Here is a 16,799-nt window from a genome sequence, read left to right on the forward strand (position 1 = left end):
GATGGGAGCGAAAGAAGGATTTATCCAATTTAAAAGAGAAACACCTGTAAGTCGGGATCCAAAAGAGCGAATCGGCGACTATAAGGAAATATATGAGCCGTTTTCCGGCGAAAAACTGAATCACCAAGCTGCACGATGCATGGACTGCGGTGTGCCGTTTTGCCATAACGGATGTCCGCTTGGTAATGTAATTCCGGAGTTCAATGATGCCGTTTACAACCAGGAATGGGGACAAGCGATCAGCATTTTACACAGCACAAACAACTTCCCGGAGTTTACAGGCAGAATTTGTCCTGCTCCCTGCGAGGCCAGCTGCGTGTTGGGAATCAATAAAGATCCAGTTGCCATCGAGTTGATAGAGAAGAATATCGCCGAAAAGGCCTATGAACTTGGTTTGATCAAGGCAAATCCCCCAGAAAAACGAAGCGGTAAAAAAGTGGCTGTAATCGGATCGGGTCCTGCGGGTCTGGCGGCCGCCGATCAGCTAAACCAAGCAGGTCATGAAGTGACATTGTTTGAGAAAGACGCAAAGGTAGGTGGCCTACTTCGGTACGGAATTCCTGATTTCAAACTCGAAAAGTGGGTAATTGACCGTAGGGTAGCACTTATGCAGGAGGAAGGAGTGATTTTCACTACCAATACAGAAATCGGAAATACCATTCAAGCAGAAGAAATCCTGAAGGCTTTCGATGCGGTAGTTCTTTCCACAGGGGCAGCACATCCAAGGTCTTTAAATATTAAAGGAGACAAGTACAAAGGCGTTCATTTTGCGATGGAATTCCTTGGCAAACAAAATCAGGTAATCGGTGGAGAAATCACAGAAAATCCGATTTCTGCCAAAGGCAAACATGTTATTGTAATAGGAGGAGGCGATACGGGAAGCGATTGCATAGGTACTTCCAACCGACATGGCGCAGCCTCCATCACCCAACTCGAGCTTTTACCCAAGCCTCCCAAGCAACGAAATAATCTCAACCCATGGCCCGAATGGCCAATGACCTTAAAAACTTCCAGTTCGCATGAAGAAGGGGCTGAACGAATCTTCTCCATCCTGACCAAGGAATTCACTGGAAATGAAGCTGGGGAAGTCACCGGACTAACATTGGTTGATATCGAATGGGTAGAAAAAGGAGGACGAATGACTTTCGAAGAGATTCCCGGAAGCGAACGAACTGTACCTTGTGACCTTGCCTTTATCGCTATCGGTTATATGGGGCCAGCTCAAAATGGACTTTTGGAGGCTTTTGGTGCAGAAACTTTGGAAAACAGTCTGCCAAAATCAAAAAATTATCAAAGTACAAATCCTAAAGTTTTCCTTGCCGGGGACATGAGACGCGGCCAATCGTTGGTTGTCTGGGCGATATCTGAAGGAAGGGAAACGGCTGTAAAAGTGGACGAATACCTTATGGGTACATCTTCACTTCCGCAGAAAGATGTGTCTTTCTTCCAAGTTGAAGAGCAAATCGCAGGATAATGTCAAGGCTATCCCCTATGGGTTTGCCCTGACACATCAATAGTACCCTGTTTAGTTGAACCACCTGCGATATAGAAAGCCACCTTTTGGGTGGCTTTCTTCATTTGGTTTAGTTTCCTCTTTTGTGCCTTGGCATATCCCTACGCTGATGTACTTCTCCTCCGGGTCTTCGGCTTTTCCGCTGATCAAGTTTGATTTCTTCCCACTTGGTTCGTTGCTCTTCCGTAAGCACTTCTTTGATTTTCTCCTGATGTACCTTCATTTCTTGTGATTTGACTTTTCTTTCAGCCATGTCCTGCTCCATTTCTATCTGCCGCTTTTTAGCTTGTTCTAAATTCAATTCAAGAATTTGAGCTTTCTGCTGATCAGAAAGTTTAAGTTCGGTTGCCATTTTTTCAGTGGCTATTTTGGCCCGTTCCTCAGGATTTATCTGAGTTCTTTTTTGTTGTTGAGCAGCTACTTGCAAACTGGTAAATACCAATAAGGCCGCACCAATGATCCAATTTTTCATCGTTTTTGTAGTTTAGTTTCGAAGGTTAGACCCATCAAACTTTAATGCGTTTAATCCCCTCTAAACTCGGAACGTTAAGGAATCTTAATTAGGAGCTTTTTTCTTCAATCAACTCCTTCCGCTCTGAAGCTCTGACATACTTAGGTTTGATCAAAAGCCGCAAACTGGGATCAAAGCTGAGATAATTCCAGCTCCAGTCCAGAAAAATGAATAGCTTATTCTTGACACCAAGAATGGCCATTAAGTGAACAAAAAGCCATGTCATCCAAGCCAATAGCCCCTGAAACTTAAGAAAAGGTAAATCTACCACCGCTAATTTTCTCCCTACCGTTGCCATCGAGCCTAAGTCTTTGTACTTGAAAGAAATCAGCGTTTGGCTATTTACGATACGAAACAGGTTCTTGAATAGATTTTTGGCTTGTTGGATGGCGACTTGGGCAACTTGAGGATGACCTTTTGGAAAATTACCCTGGGGCAATAAACATTGGTCGCCCAACACATAAACCCCTTCAGATCCGATCAGCTGATTAAATTCATTCACCAGCATTCTTCCATTTCCTGCATATTGCTCCGGCTCAAAACCTTCAATCCGATTTGGCTTAATCCCAGCCGCCCAAAGCAAGGTTTGGGTTTCAATCGATTCTCTTCCCTCCAATAAAACCTTTTTTCCATCATAATCCTGAACTTTGGTACTGAGGAAAACCTCGACTCCAAGCTGTTGAAGGTACTTCAACGCATGATCTTGCGCTTCCGATGACATAGATGAAAGGAGCTTAGGTCCGGCCTCGATCAACACCACTTTCATGTTTTTGAAGCTAAGCTCAGGATAGTCTTTGGGAAAAACGTTGTTTCTAAGTTCGGCCATAGCTCCGGCCAACTCAACTCCTGTGGGCCCTCCGCCCACGATCACCATATTCATCAGGGATTTTCTGTCTTCGACCTCTGCGATGGTAATTGCCCGCTCATAGTTGGAGATAATTTTATTTCGGATGTATAGTGCTTCGGAAACTGTTTTCATCGGAGATGAGAAGTACTCAATATTTTTTGCTCCGAAATAATTGGTGTCTGCACCCATTGCCAACACCAAAAAGTCATAGTCAATATACCCAATATCGGTATAGAGCCTCTTGGCTTTTGAATCCACTTTTTCCGCCTCAGCCATTCTAAAACTTACGTTAGGTGTACCATGGAAAATTTTGCGAAGCGGAAAAGAAATCGCACTCGGCTCGAGTCCTGCCGTTGCCACCTGATAAAACAGCGGCTGAAATTGGTGATAGTTATTTTTATCCAACAGAATGACCTGAAACGCTGCATTTCGAAGATCTCGAGCTAGTTTCAATCCCGCAAACCCTGCACCTACAACGACAACTTTGGGGAGATTTAGTTTGGGAAGATTCGGGATTGGCTGATATGTAGAAAAGTCCATAAGGGTAAAGGGTTTCCTCTTTAACGGAGCCAACAGGACATAAAGTCGAAGATTTTGGAAAAAATACCCATTTTGATAAAAGGATTCGAGGTTCGGCTAAGTAAAAAGATTTGCTATTTTTGCCCACCTATACACAAGCAAATCCATGGGAAGAGCATTTGAATTCCGAAAAGAGCGAAAATTTAAGCGTTGGGACAAAATGTCCAAGGTTTTTACCCGGTTGGGAAAAGAAATAGTCATGGCGGTCAAGGCCGCCGGACCTGATCCAAACAGTAATGCAAAACTCCGAACGGTCATTCAGAACGCCAAAGGAGCCCAAATGCCTAAGGACCGGATAGAAGCCGCAATCAAACGTGCTTCAAATAAGGATGAAAAAGACTACGAAGAGATTGTGTATGAAGGATACGGCCCATTTGGCATAGCCTTCATTGTGGAGACTTCCACTGACAACACCAACAGAACAGTAGCCAACATCCGATCCTATTTTTCCAAAGCTGGGGGCGCACTTGGGACCTCAGGCTCCGTGAGCTTCATGTTTGACCGAAAGGCTGTTTTTCGTTTCGCCAAAGGGGATCATGATTTGGATGAACTTGAATTGGAGTTGATTGACTTTGGACTGACTGAGATTGCTGAAAATGAAGGTGAAATCTTTGCTTACACCGAATTTGAGGACTTTGGGTCCATGCAAAAAGCATTGGAAGACCAGGGAATCGAAGTGATTTCTGCGGATTTTCAACGTTTTCCAACTACCTTGACTGAACTCACAGAAGAGCAGGAAGATATCATTCACAAACTCATCGATCGTCTGGAAGAGGACGATGATATTAACCAAGTATTTACTAACATGGCCTAGGTTCTGCCTGGCCTTTTTGTATGAATTTCAAAAGAAGACAAAATTTCCAGCCCTCCGACAAACTTCTGGTTTTGGTTGGAAGCAAAAATCCTGTAAAAATTTCCTGTACGGAAGACGCCTTTACCCGGGCCTTCAACAAAAGCTTCTTGGTAGAGGGCATTAATGCTGCTTCCGGCGTGAGCGATCAACCTATGGGAGATCAGGAAACACTTCAAGGAGCGATAAATAGAGCAAAAAACTCCAGAGACGTATTCCCTGAGGCCCATTATTGGGTTGGTATTGAAGGAGGTTTGGACGAGGACGAAGCGGGTATGTTTGCTTTTGCCTGGATTTTTATTCTGGATACAACTGGTAAAACAAGCCAATCCAAAACGGGCACTTTTTACTTACCCGCAGCAGTCTCAAAACTTGTAAAGGAAGGCATGGAACTTGGAATGGCTGATGATACTGTTTTCAACCAGGAAAACTCCAAACAACAAGGGGGCTCCGTTGGGATATTGACTCATGGAATTGTAGACAGAAATGAATATTATAGACAAGCAATAATTTTGGCCCTAATTCCATTTTTGAATGAAAATCTTTTCTAAAAGAAAGTAATTCTTTGAAAAATTCAATAAACCAAAATCTTTTTCAAAATTTTTTAGGCGAAATTGGATTTGCCAAATATTATTTCTTCTTTTAGTAAAATATGGATTTGATCCCTAAAAATTAGCACCTCATCTTCTATTTGGTAAAAGTTGCATTAATCACCCCCAACCTTAATTCGTGTGTAAAACCTCTCTAGGGAGGTTTTATTTTTTCAGGTTATTCAGAAAATTACTCAGGGCTACTTTCCAATCTGAGTCGGCATCCCAAACAGGTCCGAGATATAATTCATCTCTCACGATCAATTTGATGTAATATTTAACCACTGTTTTGGATCCCTCTTCTCCAAGTATTGGCTCTAATCCCATACTTTTCATCAGGTCAGCCTGCCGACCCTCCACTTTTACCAAAAGAAACTGTACACGGTCTCTAACCAATTGATCATTTGTCTTGGCTTCAGTCAACCACTCGATTTGGTGTGGATATAAATTTTCAAAAATTCCCTGAATCTGAGTTTTTTGGGCTGTCTGCTCGGCTAAAATTACTTCTTGGGATTTGCCTAACAAATCATACCTGAAATAGCTCAGTGCGCCAGCCTCAGCAGAAGAACCTTCAAGGGGAATTCCAAGTTTGAACACTTCCAAATTCAATGGATTTCTTGGAAAGAATTTTCTTTCGGATTGTGCTGTTTCCTGATTGCTAATTTGAGGAAATTCTGCAACATCGATTACGAGCAAGTTTTTTGATCGGGTAGACTTCCCTGATTCTACCAATTGAGATCCTGCTTCATTCCAATTCTTACCTATGACTCCAAATAAGGCTGTTGAATTAACTATTTTCCCATCGCCACTAAATGGCCCAACATGAATGCTCAGACTTTCCTTTTTTCTAGTGACCAAAATGACGTTTTTCACCTGTCGTTGCAAAAAGGCCTTTGCAAAATCAGCTTGTCTTGCCTCCGAAAGGATCACCTGCTCCAATTCGAAATAGGCTATAGGATCAGCTCCAGCCTCAATTAAATGAATATGTACACTGTCTGCCAGCTCCTGCCAACTCAAGACAGGCCTTGAGCCAGGATCGGTAGAAACCAGTACTACAGATTTCCCATCAAAAAAACTGGTTGGGAGTCCTCCTTGAGCAAAAACTTGGATAAAAGCGCTAAAAAAAAGGAGTGCGGTGCAGATATATTTCATCTATTTCAAGTGTGGTGACGGTAAGCCTAGTATTTTTACGAATATACATAACGATTTATGGATCACCAGATACAATTCCAATTCAAAAATATCCTCTTTTTTATCCTTTGTTGTTTTTATTCCACTATTTCAAATGGACAAAGTGTTGATGCAAATAAGCTTATAAAACACATTGAGTACCTTTCTTCAGATGAACTTGCCGGGAGAAAACCACTCAGTGAGGGGAGTCTTGCTGCCAGGAAATACATCCTCGATGAAGTCACCGCATATGAAAATGTGCAGGCATTATATCCGGATTTTATGCAGCTTTTTTCATTCACTGGCCGTGATCTGAAGAAGTATGAAGACGCTGCAAATCTCGTGGCTTTTATTCCGGGCAGCAATTCCAGAAAAGTAATCGTGATTACGGCCCACTATGACCATGTGGGAACCGGACGGCCTAATGCTAACGGAGATTCGATATTCAACGGGGCAGATGACAATGCTTCAGGAACCGCAGCCATGATGACTCTGGCGGAATATTTTTCCAAAAACCGACCTTTACACAGTATGATGTTTGTGGCATTGGATGCGGAAGAATTGGGTCTTAAAGGAGCGAAGGCCTTGGTAGATGACTTCCCCTATCCCCTGGAACAAATAGTACTAAACGTCAATATGGACATGCTTTCCAGAAGTGATAAAAATGAACTTTACGCTTCAGGCACCTACCACAATCCCCAATTCAAACCAATTCTTGAAAAAGCAGCTGCAGGATCCAATCCCAAGTTAGTCCTCGGACATGACACTCCGGGCTCAGGGAGAGAGGACTGGACAAAATCCTCTGACCATGGGGCTTTTTTCGACAAGAAGATTCCACATCTGTATTTTGGAGTAGAAGATCACAAAGATTACCATAAGCCATCCGATGAATTCAAAAATATCCAACAGGAATTTTACATCAAGGCCGTGAATCTTGTATTAAAATGTATTCTTGCCCTTGACAAGGATTTATTTACAGAAAATGAAAAGTAACTTGAAATCAATTCCTAAGTGACCTGAGTATAAATATCACATGTTTTGGCAAAAAATGATCTGATAACAAAACTTTTAATATGGAGGCTCCGACACCTCAGCAATCAGGCTTTTATCCTCATTCTGAGCGGTTTGATTGGTGTTTTTTCGGGATTGGCTGCCGTCATTCTTATCAGTTCGGTTCATGCAATCCAAAAATTTCTAACGGAGGACTTTTATACCGAATATGCCAACTTCATGTATATCATTTATCCGCTTATCGGGATTTCGGCGGCATATCTGATCGGTCGGTTTATTTTGAAAGACATCGGAGGTCATGGTATCCCGGATGTACTATTTAATATCTCAAAAAATTCCAGCATCATCCCCAAAGTCAAAATTTATAGCCGTGTAATCACTTCTGCCCTGACGGTTGGATTCGGCGGATCAGTAGGACTAGAGGCCCCCATGGTGGTAACTGGCTCGGCAATTGGCTCCAACGTGGGCATATTAATGCACCTCAATCCAAAGAAACGTACGCTTTTGATCGGTTGTGGAGCAGCAGGCGCGATTTCGGCAATTTTTGGAGCGCCGATCGGAGCTGTGATTTTTGCAATAGAAGTAATCTTGCTTGAAATCAGTACGGCAAGCTTTATTCCGCTCCTGATCGCCTCCGTGATGGGGTCAATTACCTCTATGGTCCTGATTGGGGATGAGTCTTTGTTCAACTTCGATTTGAAAGAGACTTTTATTGCCGCGCACATGCCTTATTATCTTTTGTTGGGTATCATTTGCGGGATGGTTTCGCTCTATTTCAGTAAAATGGTAAGGGCAACAGAAAGACTTATGAACGACATAGGAGATCAGTGGATGCGAACCATGTATGGGGGTGCATTTTTGGGAATTGTCGTTTTCCTTTTTCCTCCGATTTACGGAGAAGGATACGATATGCTGAATACCCTTATCGATGGAAATTCAAGTCAAATACTTGATAAAAGCCCATTCTTTTCTTCTATCGAAAACCCGGTTATGATCATTGTATTCCTCTCTTTGATTGTATTGGTAAAACCCATCGCATCAGCAGTGACGATCGGATCCGGAGGCAGTGGAGGGATCTTTGCGCCTTCCTTATATGTAGGAGGAATCGTAGGATTTCTATTTGCCTACTCTAAAAATATGCTTGGTTTCCATATCCCACTACCGATGGCACATTTTACATTGGTGGCAATGTGTGGATTGATGGCAGGAGTTCAGCACTCACCGCTATCTGCTATATTCTTGATAGCCGAAATCACGGGTGGCTATGAACTTTTTGTGCCTTTAATGTTTGTATCCGCAATAGCCTATACCACCACGACTTATTTTCAAAAAGACAGCCTTTATAAACTCCAACTCAAAGACCAAGGAAAGCTTCTTCCTGAGTCAAAAGATCAGGAGCTATTGGACGCTATTGATATTTCCCATGTCATTGAGCGGGACTTGCTTCCGATTCATCCCAATGCACAGCTAAAAAACCTGATTGACCTGGTGAAAATCTCCAAACGAAATATTTTCCCCGTAGTGGATGAGAATCAAATACTTCGGGGGATCATCACGCTCGATGACTTCCGAGACATCATGTTTGACATTGAAAAACAGGAAAGTGTATTAGTCAGACAATTGATGCACAGTCCTCCGGAAATTCTATTGGTTACTGAAAATATGCAATCCGCCATGGAAAAATTTGAAAGGTCAGGTGCTTGGAATCTTCCGGTGGTAGAAGAGGGAAGGTATCTCGGGTTCGTTTCTAAGTCAAGAATATTCAACACCTACCGGAAAAGATTAATCCGTCAAAAGCAGGATTAACCGCGATTTAGAAGAAAATTTGGCTTTTGGAATTATCCACTGACTTGAAGATTTTTTCTCCTGTTTTACTTGCAGTTACCTATTATTATCCACAAAATCCAGTTTCCGACTGGATGCCCAACATACTGATATTCAATGTTTTGTGGTATTTATATTTGGATCTGTGGATAAATAAATGAAAATGTGGATAAATTTTTCTTGCGTTTTTTAATCCTCAATTACAGCCTCTGCAGGGCATTTTTACTAGAAATACTAAAAAAAAACGAAACAAAATTTTCAGGAGCACTTTTGAGAATTTTAAAACAAAATTTGGAATCTTGTTACCTTATTTTTTTGCTCATAAATCCAATTGAGCAACACCATTCCTTACAGAAAGGTAAATGACGAAATTATTATATTTTAACCTTTAAAACACAAGTTTCAAACTCCGAATCCAACAGGCTCAAGATTATTCATTTGTCTCATAATCCAAGACTGCCTACCTCTTATATAAGCGGTTGGTTTAGATGGTTTCCACCTTCGGGGATTTGGCAATACCGCGGCTATCATTGCAGCTTCGCTCCTATTGAGTTTGGCTGCAGGTTTTTTGTAAAAAGTTTGAGAAGCTGCTTCAATCCCGTAAATCCCATCTCCCATTTCGATCACATTCAGATAAACCTCTATGATCCGCTCTTTGGACCAAAGAAATTCAACCAATACCGTGAAGTATGCTTCGAGACCCTTTCTGACGTAACTTCTACTTGGCCAAAGGAAAACATTCTTAACCGTCTGTTGAGTGATTGTACTGGCGCCTTTGATCCGTTTTCCCTTTTTATTGTTTTCCCAAGCTTTCTCCATTGCTTCAATATCAAAGCCATTGTGATTGAGAAATTTTTGATCTTCTGCAGCTATTACCGCTTGGGGTGCATTTTTAGAAATTTTTGAAATAGAAACCCAGTCTTTGTATAGACGCACGTCTTTATCAGGATCAAAAGCCTGCTCAAAAACGCGGATAACCATCAGCGGAGTAATCGGGACCGGCACAAAGCGATAAATAATCACTAAACCAATCGAAATCCCGAAAAACCAGAGGGCTGATTTCCATATCCATCTCCAAATCAAGCGAACTATCTTCATAAGGTTTTAAACCGTTGCTTTTGCCTGCACAAATTGGTAGAAAAAAACTGCATTTTCATCAGCAAGAATTCGATCCAGATCATTTTCCATTTGATCTATGTCTTTTTGGGTGACCAAACCAGCTTCCAGCAGTCCACCCGCACCACTTTTCATCAAAATTTTCCAGAAGTCAATGAATCGCTTCAACTCTCCGGGATTACTTTGATCCAAGTGGAACCCATTATGCAAGAGCGAAATTTCACAAAAGCCTGCTTGAGACAGCAAGTTCCCCAACTGACTTCCCACATCAGGATTACCACCAAACCTTAATTGCTGCTCATTATATTTTTGATAATAATGATCCATTGACGGAGACTTGGGATTGCAGTAAAAGGTGGAGTTAAAAACCTCTGTAATGTGAATCTTTGAACCTGGCAACAGGTGTGACCTCACTTGCTGAAGTACTGCAAGTGGATTGGAAATATGCTCCAATGCCCAGCATATAAAAGCTGAATCAAACTTATCGTTGAGTTGCAGCCGTTCTGCATCTTGATTCACAAATGTAATTCGGGACTCGAATTCCTTCAGATTCTCTTTCGCTTTATCCAGTTGTGCGGATGAAAAATCCACCGATGTGATCTGCAGTTGGGGAAAAAGCCCCAACAATACCCGGGTCTGCGCTCCCACACCACTACCAATCTCGAGAAGTTTTTTACACCCCGAGAAATCAACCGTGGGATAAATCAAGGGGGCCAAAAAACCTGCCTGATCTATGAGGCGTTGCTGTTCTTGAGAATTGAATCCATGAAGGTATTTCACCATATACGCTTTTTGCTTAAAATACGGGTTCTAGTCCGAAAAGCATTAAATTTCGCTAGCCTAAATAATATTCAAAAGTTTAGTCTAAACTCGAAAAGTCAGGGACCCGAAACCTTTTTCAAGACTACAGGTGCTGCAAGTTTGGATGCCACACTTTCCATGAAGAACTTTAGATCACTAAAGCTGTTCGGATGAATTAAGGGTTTTTTCACTTCAATCCTCGCCGTGATTTTAAAAATTGATCCAAGATTTTCTGTCTGATAGTTGAATGAAATTGGTGATCCTGCAATAGTAATTGATTCATCAGTTGGATAATCATCCAGTTCGTATCCTTCGGGAATAATCAGGTTTGCCGTATAGGTTTCATTAAAAGCATATTCAAAATCTACCGGAAATACCCGAAAATCCTGAGTAAATGGGTTTTTTGAAAAATCTGAGAACTGAAGAGGATTGAAAATGATCAAATCATGATCTACAGCACCTTTTAGAATGGATTGGAAACTGATATTTACCATGTTTTTTTCTTCCAACTGATTATCCACTTTGACATTTCGAATTTCAAATGCATCATAATTTTCATTGAATAGCTCTTCAAGAGGCTTGTTCTGCTTCTTGAGGAACTCAATCTGATGGACTGAAGCCAGTGCTTCATAGAAATAATCCCTAATCGTATTATCAATGACCAACTCCCCTGTCTCCTGATCCAGTTTGATAGTTGAAAATACCAACTTGTTGGAATTGTGCCGAATATCAATTGGTATCAGCTTGCTCGCTTTTTTCTCAATTAAAAGACCGGCCTTTACGTGCTTATCCAGATCCACATACCCAAAAGGTGCATGAGGGTCACTCAAATCCAAAAATTGGAGTTCCCCATCCAAATTGGCAAGTAGTAGTATCTCATCAAATTGATTCAAAAATGGAAAAGGAACAATATCACTTCTGCCATACCCCTTACTTCCGATCAAGATGGGATTACACTCGATTCCCTGAGATTTGAGGATCCCCATATAGGCCAAAATCAGCTCGCCAGGTTCCCCTTTTTTAGACTTCAAAAGTTGTGGAAGGGTCTGGTTGGTATAGATCCTATCCTCTCCCTCATTGATAAAATTATCTCTAATGTAATAGTAGGCCAATTCAGCTTTTTCCTTTTGTGTTCCTTTGCTCAAGTCAAGGGAAAGTACTTCCCGTTCCAAGGGGTTCGACCTATAGAAGCCTTTCGTGGAGTAGTATTCAATCATTTTATCTCCCAACATCTCCCAAGTAGTCAAAAAGTCCGTCCATTCAGGACCAGATGTAGTGGCAGCCCGCTGATAACGGGAAAGTTGGAACTCTACTCGATCCACATAGTCCCGATAATTCTTCATATAGGGCTCTGCCTTTAGCGAGTAAAGATTTCTTAGAACCCAGCTGTACGTTCCGTTGGCATCAGATTTTTCTGATCTATGAAAGAAGTTTTCTCCCTGTCCAATCATTTTGTATTCCAACTGCGGAATCATGGTAATTTGATATTTTGAAAAAATAACGGGGACATCTCTCTGAAAGGACCAGCCGTCAAGAAATTCAATATTTTTATCTGCTTTTTTATAGGAATATTCCAGAATTGAGCCCATCTGGACATTTGGAAAAGAAATTCTATACTCTTTGTAACCACTTCCAAGATCTACCAGAAAAATGCTTTCCTTTCCCAAAACAGTCACTACTGGGGCGGTGCCTTCATAATTGGTGATTTGCGCCTTAATGCCAGAAACCAATTCGACATTTGTGCTTCCTGTATAATACTTAATGTAGATATCAGCATTTCTTTTTCCTGTCTCCGTCAGAATTTTTTTCCGGTAGAAATACTGAGTCTCTAATATCGAACTGAAAAACCGGGATTCGGCCGAAGCAACCAAAAATACAGCTCCGGCTCCCGGTTCATAGCTGACCGCTTTCAGGTCAATTTCATTTTGGTTGATTTCACCCATTTTGGCAGTTTGTGCTAGGGTCAAAATTGGGAATGCAAGTGTCAGCAGGGTATAAAATAGCCTATTCATAGGTAGGGGAAATAGTAGTACTTAGTGTTGGTTTTGAGAAAAGAATGGTGCGATCAAATGCGGAATTGATCTTTTTCAAAAGCTCAGTTTCTTGCTCTTTTTTCAGTTTTTCTGGAAGCTTAATACTAATTTCACGACGGACATAAATAGTTTTTCCATCCATTTTCAACTGCAGCAAGCCTGTAAAATTCGATTCCTCTATACTGACTGTCGGAAAATCCCCCTCAAGTTGCCAGACTTCCGGCAGTTCGATTCGATATTCATCCACTTGCTTCAGGGCTTTGTTGGCTAGGTGATCTGGTCCAAGTTTCCCAAAAAAGGATTTCAAAACCACTCGTTTGGCTGTGGATTGTGTGAATTTTTGAACCACACCCGAATAGGTAAGCGTAGATTGAGGAAGAGAATCTTCGCTCCCGACTTCGATATGATAGTCCTTTACTATCAACCCTGAAATGGAGGAGTTTTTGTTGAGAAAATCTCGCTGTTGTCGCTCATCCAGACGACTCTTTACCGAAAGAATTTCCTCAGAAAAATTCCCGTACAGTCGCTGCTGGGAATGGATTGAAGCGTTCCCCTGAGGATCGATCACCACCTCAGTCTCCGATTGGATCAAATTCCATTCCTCAGAATCATAAGCTGGAGTCTTGGTGAGAAAACCGCCATTCTCATTGGTCACAAGGACATGCCTGTCACGGGTGAAGTCCCCTAAAAATCCCGCTGGGAGAAGATTTGACGTACACTCAAGCCAAACCGGATCTTTAGCTGTAGGCACCTGTAAAATCACATGGTTAAACTGATTGGCCGGTATGTCTACCTGTATGTCAAAGGCCTGTGGTCCTGCTTTTACCAACGTGTAATTTGATGCAATCCCCACCTCCTTTAGCATTGACTTCATCAGATTGGTAAGTGCCTTACAGTCTCCGTAAGCATATTTTATCACATCTGATGCTGTCATTGTTTGCCAGCCACCAATGCCCAATTGAATGCTGACATATCGAAAGTTTTTTTGCAGATAGCCGTATAGGATTTTAATTTTTTCATAGGAATCGTCCACACCAGCAACCAAGTTTTGGATTTTCACTTTGAAGTCATCCGGCAGTTCATCTCTTCCCTTGTTCAGTTCATGGTTCCAAAGTGCCAGACCTGCCCAATCTCCCATTTCTCCATGGTATTGATCCATGGCAAATTTAACCGGGGCAACAAGTAAAGTCGGAACGTCATTTGGGTCATGACCCTTGGCCAATACCGGTAGATCCTTTGCAATCCATTTGATGGTAGTGACTCCAGCGGATTCTGTTTGAGTCCTCTCTCCAGAAAGGTTGATTTCTTTATATTTTAGACCAAATTCCGAGGGATAGCTTATAGTGTAAGTAGTTTCTAGTACTTTTTGATTGTAATACAAAATTGGAAACCAAGTAGGGATATAATAGTTGGTTTTGGAGAACATCTCGGTGCGAATCAGCACCTCGACAGGATATTTGACTGTAGCCAATTCATAGTATTTGTACCTGTTGTCGTCTAAAACATCTGAGTAGGAATAAGCTGCGACATCGCCCATATCCTTGAGCTTTGCTTTTTTGAGGGTTTTCCCAGTCAATAAATCCTTAAGCTCAAGGTCAAAACCTCTCACTTCATTCAGCTTGTCATATGAAAGCCGGGTATAGGCATGATTAAGCCCCTCTGCCGAATTAACAATTAGCCTTCGCTCCTCCACATGAGTATATGTGAAATCAGGATGGACGGTGATGGATTTTCTGTGTGAAAGCGTGGAATAAAATGGGGCCTCTTTTGAAATTAAAGTACTATCGTTTGACACAATAAACTCAGTAATCAATAAGACTCCCAAAAGAAATTTAAACATTTGAAACAGGTAAAATCTTGGTCAAACATAGAAGATTAGTTTTGATTTTTACTGAATTAGGTCAATATTTTTTCCCTTGCATTTGAATACCTTTTTATTGGTTTTTACCTAAATAAAATTGGAGGATGAGGGTACAGGGGCTTTTTGGATTTCCCGAATAATCTCTGCTATTTTGATTTTTTCCAAATCCAATTTCCATGAACCCTACAGTTATCGGCAGTTTTGAAGAGTTTGAAAAGCACAATGGTCAAGAGCTAGGGGCTTCTGAATATTTCAAAATCACTCAATCGCAAATCAACCTTTTTGCTGATGCAACGCACGATCACCAATGGATCCATACCAATCCTGAGCGTGCTAAAGCGGAAGGAGCATTCGGAAATACAATTGCTCACGGTTATCTGACGCTCAGCATTGTGCCTCACCTATGGGAGCAGATCGTTCGGGTAGAAAATCTCAAAATGATGATCAATTACGGCATCGAAAACCTGCGATTTGCCCAGGCGGTAACTGTGGAAAGTGAAGTAAGACTTGTAGCCAAACTGAAAAATGTAGCCAACCTCCGCGGTACGGTAAAAGCAGAAGTTGAAGTCAAACTGGAAATAAAGGATCAAAAAAAACCGGCTTTCACCGGTGTTTTGATTTTCCTGTACCATTTCCATTGAGGTTAATCCTCAGTTTAATCAATCCCGCTAAAGAATTAAACTTATCGGATTCTTAGGAGGTCGGCTGTCTGGTTAATTATTGCCTTTTAAAGACAAAGCTTTGGCCACCTTGCTTCAGTGTCACCTGTTTTTTCTCGGGGTCAAAAAGGAAGACCGCATTTACAGGCTTAAACTCGAAGGTGTGTTCCTTCGTAGCTTCCAATGCTGTGGCCGGCTGACCTGTAGGTTTAGCTACAAGTTTATTCCCCTCTCTTACGAAAGTCAATTTCAGCGGAATCTGATCTGAGGCATAATCACCCACATACCGCTCCAAATCCTCCGTAGTCAGTGAAACTTGCTGAAAGCTGGGCAGGACAATATCTTTTCCAAAATACGAATCCAGTAATGCAATCAGGATGTCATTGTTATTGTAATTCAATCCATTGGAGAGAACTGTCACTGTTACTTTTTCCTCCGGAAAGTATCCGAGAAAAGACCTGAATCCATCGATTCCTCCAGTGTGGCCATAGCTTCTTTTTTCAGAATAAGGAAAAGAAAACATCCCTCTTCCAAAATTTTCTTTGATCTCCATCATAAGTTTTAGGCTTTCCTGAGAAATCAACTTGCCCTCAAAAAGTGCATAAATAAAGGAGTTTAAATCATTGACGTCTGAAGTGATCGCCCCTGCACCCAAAGGAATACTTGGGTCTGTTTCGACATCTCTCATCCATTTTCCATCGAAATTGTAGGAATATCCCTCCCCTTTGGAAGGATCAATCCCTGTAAATACATAAGTACTCTTTAAATTCAAGGGATTTGAAATTTGCGTTTTTAAAAGCTGCGAAAAGGGCATTTCATTGATTTTTTCCAGAATAAAAGTCAGCAACACAAAATTAGAATTGCTGTAGTCACCCTTAGCATCAGGCTCAAAATCACTTCCTCCTGCCACTATGATCTCCACTAATTCAGCTTCCGAAAGTGGCTTGGTATGATAGCTTAGGTAATCAGCATTGTTGGTGAAATTGTGAATTCCAGTCCGATGCTGGAGCAGCATACTCATCGTGATCTTTTCGGCATGGGGGATTTGGGGATAAAAATCAGCCAGCTTTTGATCTAAGCTGAGGATCCCATCCTCCACGGCTTGCAAAACCAAAACAGCAGTAAACATTTTGGAAATAGAACCGATTCGATAATGTGTTTCGATATTTGCTTTTAATCCTTTATCCAAATCCGCATATCCTATGGCTCTTTGGAATACAGGCTTTCCTTCAGATGCTAAAAGCACTGTCCCCATAAACTTGTCATGAATCTCCAGCGAATCAAGAAACTGATTCAGTCTTGTAAAATTTTGTACCTGTGAAAAGGAAGGATGGAAGGCAAGTCCAAAGAAAAGGATTGTCGAAATAAAAGCTGACTTCATGATTATTGAAATTTAGAAATGTAAAAAACCCCTCCAAAATGGAGAGGTTTCTT

14 protein-coding genes are annotated in these 16,799 nt (G+C 41.4%); 6 read left to right on the forward strand and 8 right to left on the reverse strand.

Annotated elements, in window-relative coordinates; translation table 11 throughout:
* Window position 1 precedes the first annotated feature (1 nt).
* On the forward strand, window positions 2-1,474 hold the full coding sequence (locus Q8M62_RS09125) for a glutamate synthase subunit beta (RefSeq protein WP_304901427.1): 1,473 nt from the start codon (window positions 2-4) through the stop codon (window positions 1,472-1,474).
* Between the two features lie 109 nt (window positions 1,475-1,583).
* Here Q8M62_RS09125 and Q8M62_RS09130 read toward each other — a convergent pair whose 3' ends face one another.
* Window positions 1,584-1,985, reverse strand: a complete 402-nt coding sequence (locus tag Q8M62_RS09130) for a DUF4890 domain-containing protein (RefSeq protein WP_304901428.1) — start codon at window positions 1,983-1,985, stop codon at window positions 1,584-1,586.
* An 88-nt stretch (window positions 1,986-2,073) separates the two neighbouring features.
* Window positions 2,074-3,411 carry an NAD(P)/FAD-dependent oxidoreductase gene (locus Q8M62_RS09135; protein WP_304901429.1) on the reverse strand — a complete coding sequence of 446 codons (1,338 nt, stop codon included), beginning with the start codon at window positions 3,409-3,411 and terminating at the stop codon, window positions 2,074-2,076.
* A gap of 145 nt (window positions 3,412-3,556) precedes the next feature.
* Here Q8M62_RS09135 and Q8M62_RS09140 point away from each other — a divergent pair, with 145 nt between their 5' ends.
* On the forward strand, window positions 3,557-4,264 hold the full coding sequence (locus Q8M62_RS09140) for a YebC/PmpR family DNA-binding transcriptional regulator (protein ID WP_304901430.1): 708 nt from the start codon (window positions 3,557-3,559) through the stop codon (window positions 4,262-4,264).
* Between the two features lie 20 nt (window positions 4,265-4,284).
* On the forward strand, window positions 4,285-4,851 hold the full coding sequence (gene yjjX, locus Q8M62_RS09145) for an inosine/xanthosine triphosphatase (protein ID WP_304901431.1): 567 nt from the start codon (window positions 4,285-4,287) through the stop codon (window positions 4,849-4,851).
* A gap of 204 nt (window positions 4,852-5,055) precedes the next feature.
* On the opposite strand, the gene Q8M62_RS09150 is transcribed toward yjjX, so the two are convergent.
* Complete coding sequence (locus Q8M62_RS09150) at window positions 5,056-6,042, reverse strand: NTPase (RefSeq protein ID WP_304901432.1); 987 nt, start codon at window positions 6,040-6,042, stop codon at window positions 5,056-5,058.
* Between the two features lie 57 nt (window positions 6,043-6,099).
* Here Q8M62_RS09150 and Q8M62_RS09155 point away from each other — a divergent pair, with 57 nt between their 5' ends.
* Both Q8M62_RS09155 and Q8M62_RS09160 read left to right on the forward strand, forming a co-directional pair.
* A complete protein-coding gene (locus Q8M62_RS09155; RefSeq protein ID WP_304901433.1) occupies window positions 6,100-7,053 on the forward strand; it encodes a M28 family peptidase in 954 nt (317 codons plus the stop codon).
* Between the two features lie 45 nt (window positions 7,054-7,098).
* Complete coding sequence (locus tag Q8M62_RS09160; protein WP_304901434.1) at window positions 7,099-8,877, forward strand: chloride channel protein; 1,779 nt, start codon at window positions 7,099-7,101, stop codon at window positions 8,875-8,877.
* Window positions 8,878-9,297: 420 nt separating this feature from the next.
* On the opposite strand, the gene mtgA is transcribed toward Q8M62_RS09160, so the two are convergent.
* From mtgA to Q8M62_RS09180, 4 genes are all read right to left on the reverse strand, one after another.
* On the reverse strand, window positions 9,298-9,993 hold the full coding sequence (gene mtgA, locus Q8M62_RS09165; protein ID WP_304901435.1) for a monofunctional biosynthetic peptidoglycan transglycosylase: 696 nt from the start codon (window positions 9,991-9,993) through the stop codon (window positions 9,298-9,300).
* A gap of 6 nt (window positions 9,994-9,999) precedes the next feature.
* Entirely contained in the window at window positions 10,000-10,794 is a 795-nt protein-coding gene (locus Q8M62_RS09170; RefSeq protein ID WP_304901436.1) for a class I SAM-dependent methyltransferase, read from the reverse strand.
* 95 nt (window positions 10,795-10,889) lie between these two features.
* A complete protein-coding gene (locus tag Q8M62_RS09175; RefSeq protein WP_304901437.1) occupies window positions 10,890-12,824 on the reverse strand; it encodes a DUF3857 domain-containing protein in 1,935 nt (644 codons plus the stop codon).
* Window positions 12,817-14,685 (reverse strand): DUF3857 domain-containing protein, encoded by a 1,869-nt coding sequence (locus Q8M62_RS09180; protein WP_304901438.1) that lies wholly within the window; start codon window positions 14,683-14,685, stop codon window positions 12,817-12,819. Before Q8M62_RS09180 ends, Q8M62_RS09175 begins: the two co-directional genes overlap by 8 nt.
* A gap of 197 nt (window positions 14,686-14,882) precedes the next feature.
* On the opposite strand from Q8M62_RS09180, the gene Q8M62_RS09185 reads away from it, so the two are divergent.
* Window positions 14,883-15,347, forward strand: a complete 465-nt coding sequence (locus Q8M62_RS09185; protein WP_304901439.1) for a MaoC family dehydratase — start codon at window positions 14,883-14,885, stop codon at window positions 15,345-15,347.
* A gap of 76 nt (window positions 15,348-15,423) precedes the next feature.
* Here the strand turns inward: Q8M62_RS09185 and Q8M62_RS09190 are convergent, their stop codons facing one another.
* A complete protein-coding gene (locus Q8M62_RS09190) occupies window positions 15,424-16,746 on the reverse strand; it encodes a serine hydrolase (RefSeq protein WP_304901440.1) in 1,323 nt (440 codons plus the stop codon).
* Window positions 16,747-16,799: the final 53 nt, after the last annotated feature.

Source organism: Algoriphagus sp., assembly GCF_030694375.1.
In the GTDB taxonomy this organism is placed as follows: Bacteria; Bacteroidota; Bacteroidia; order Cytophagales; family Cyclobacteriaceae; genus Algoriphagus.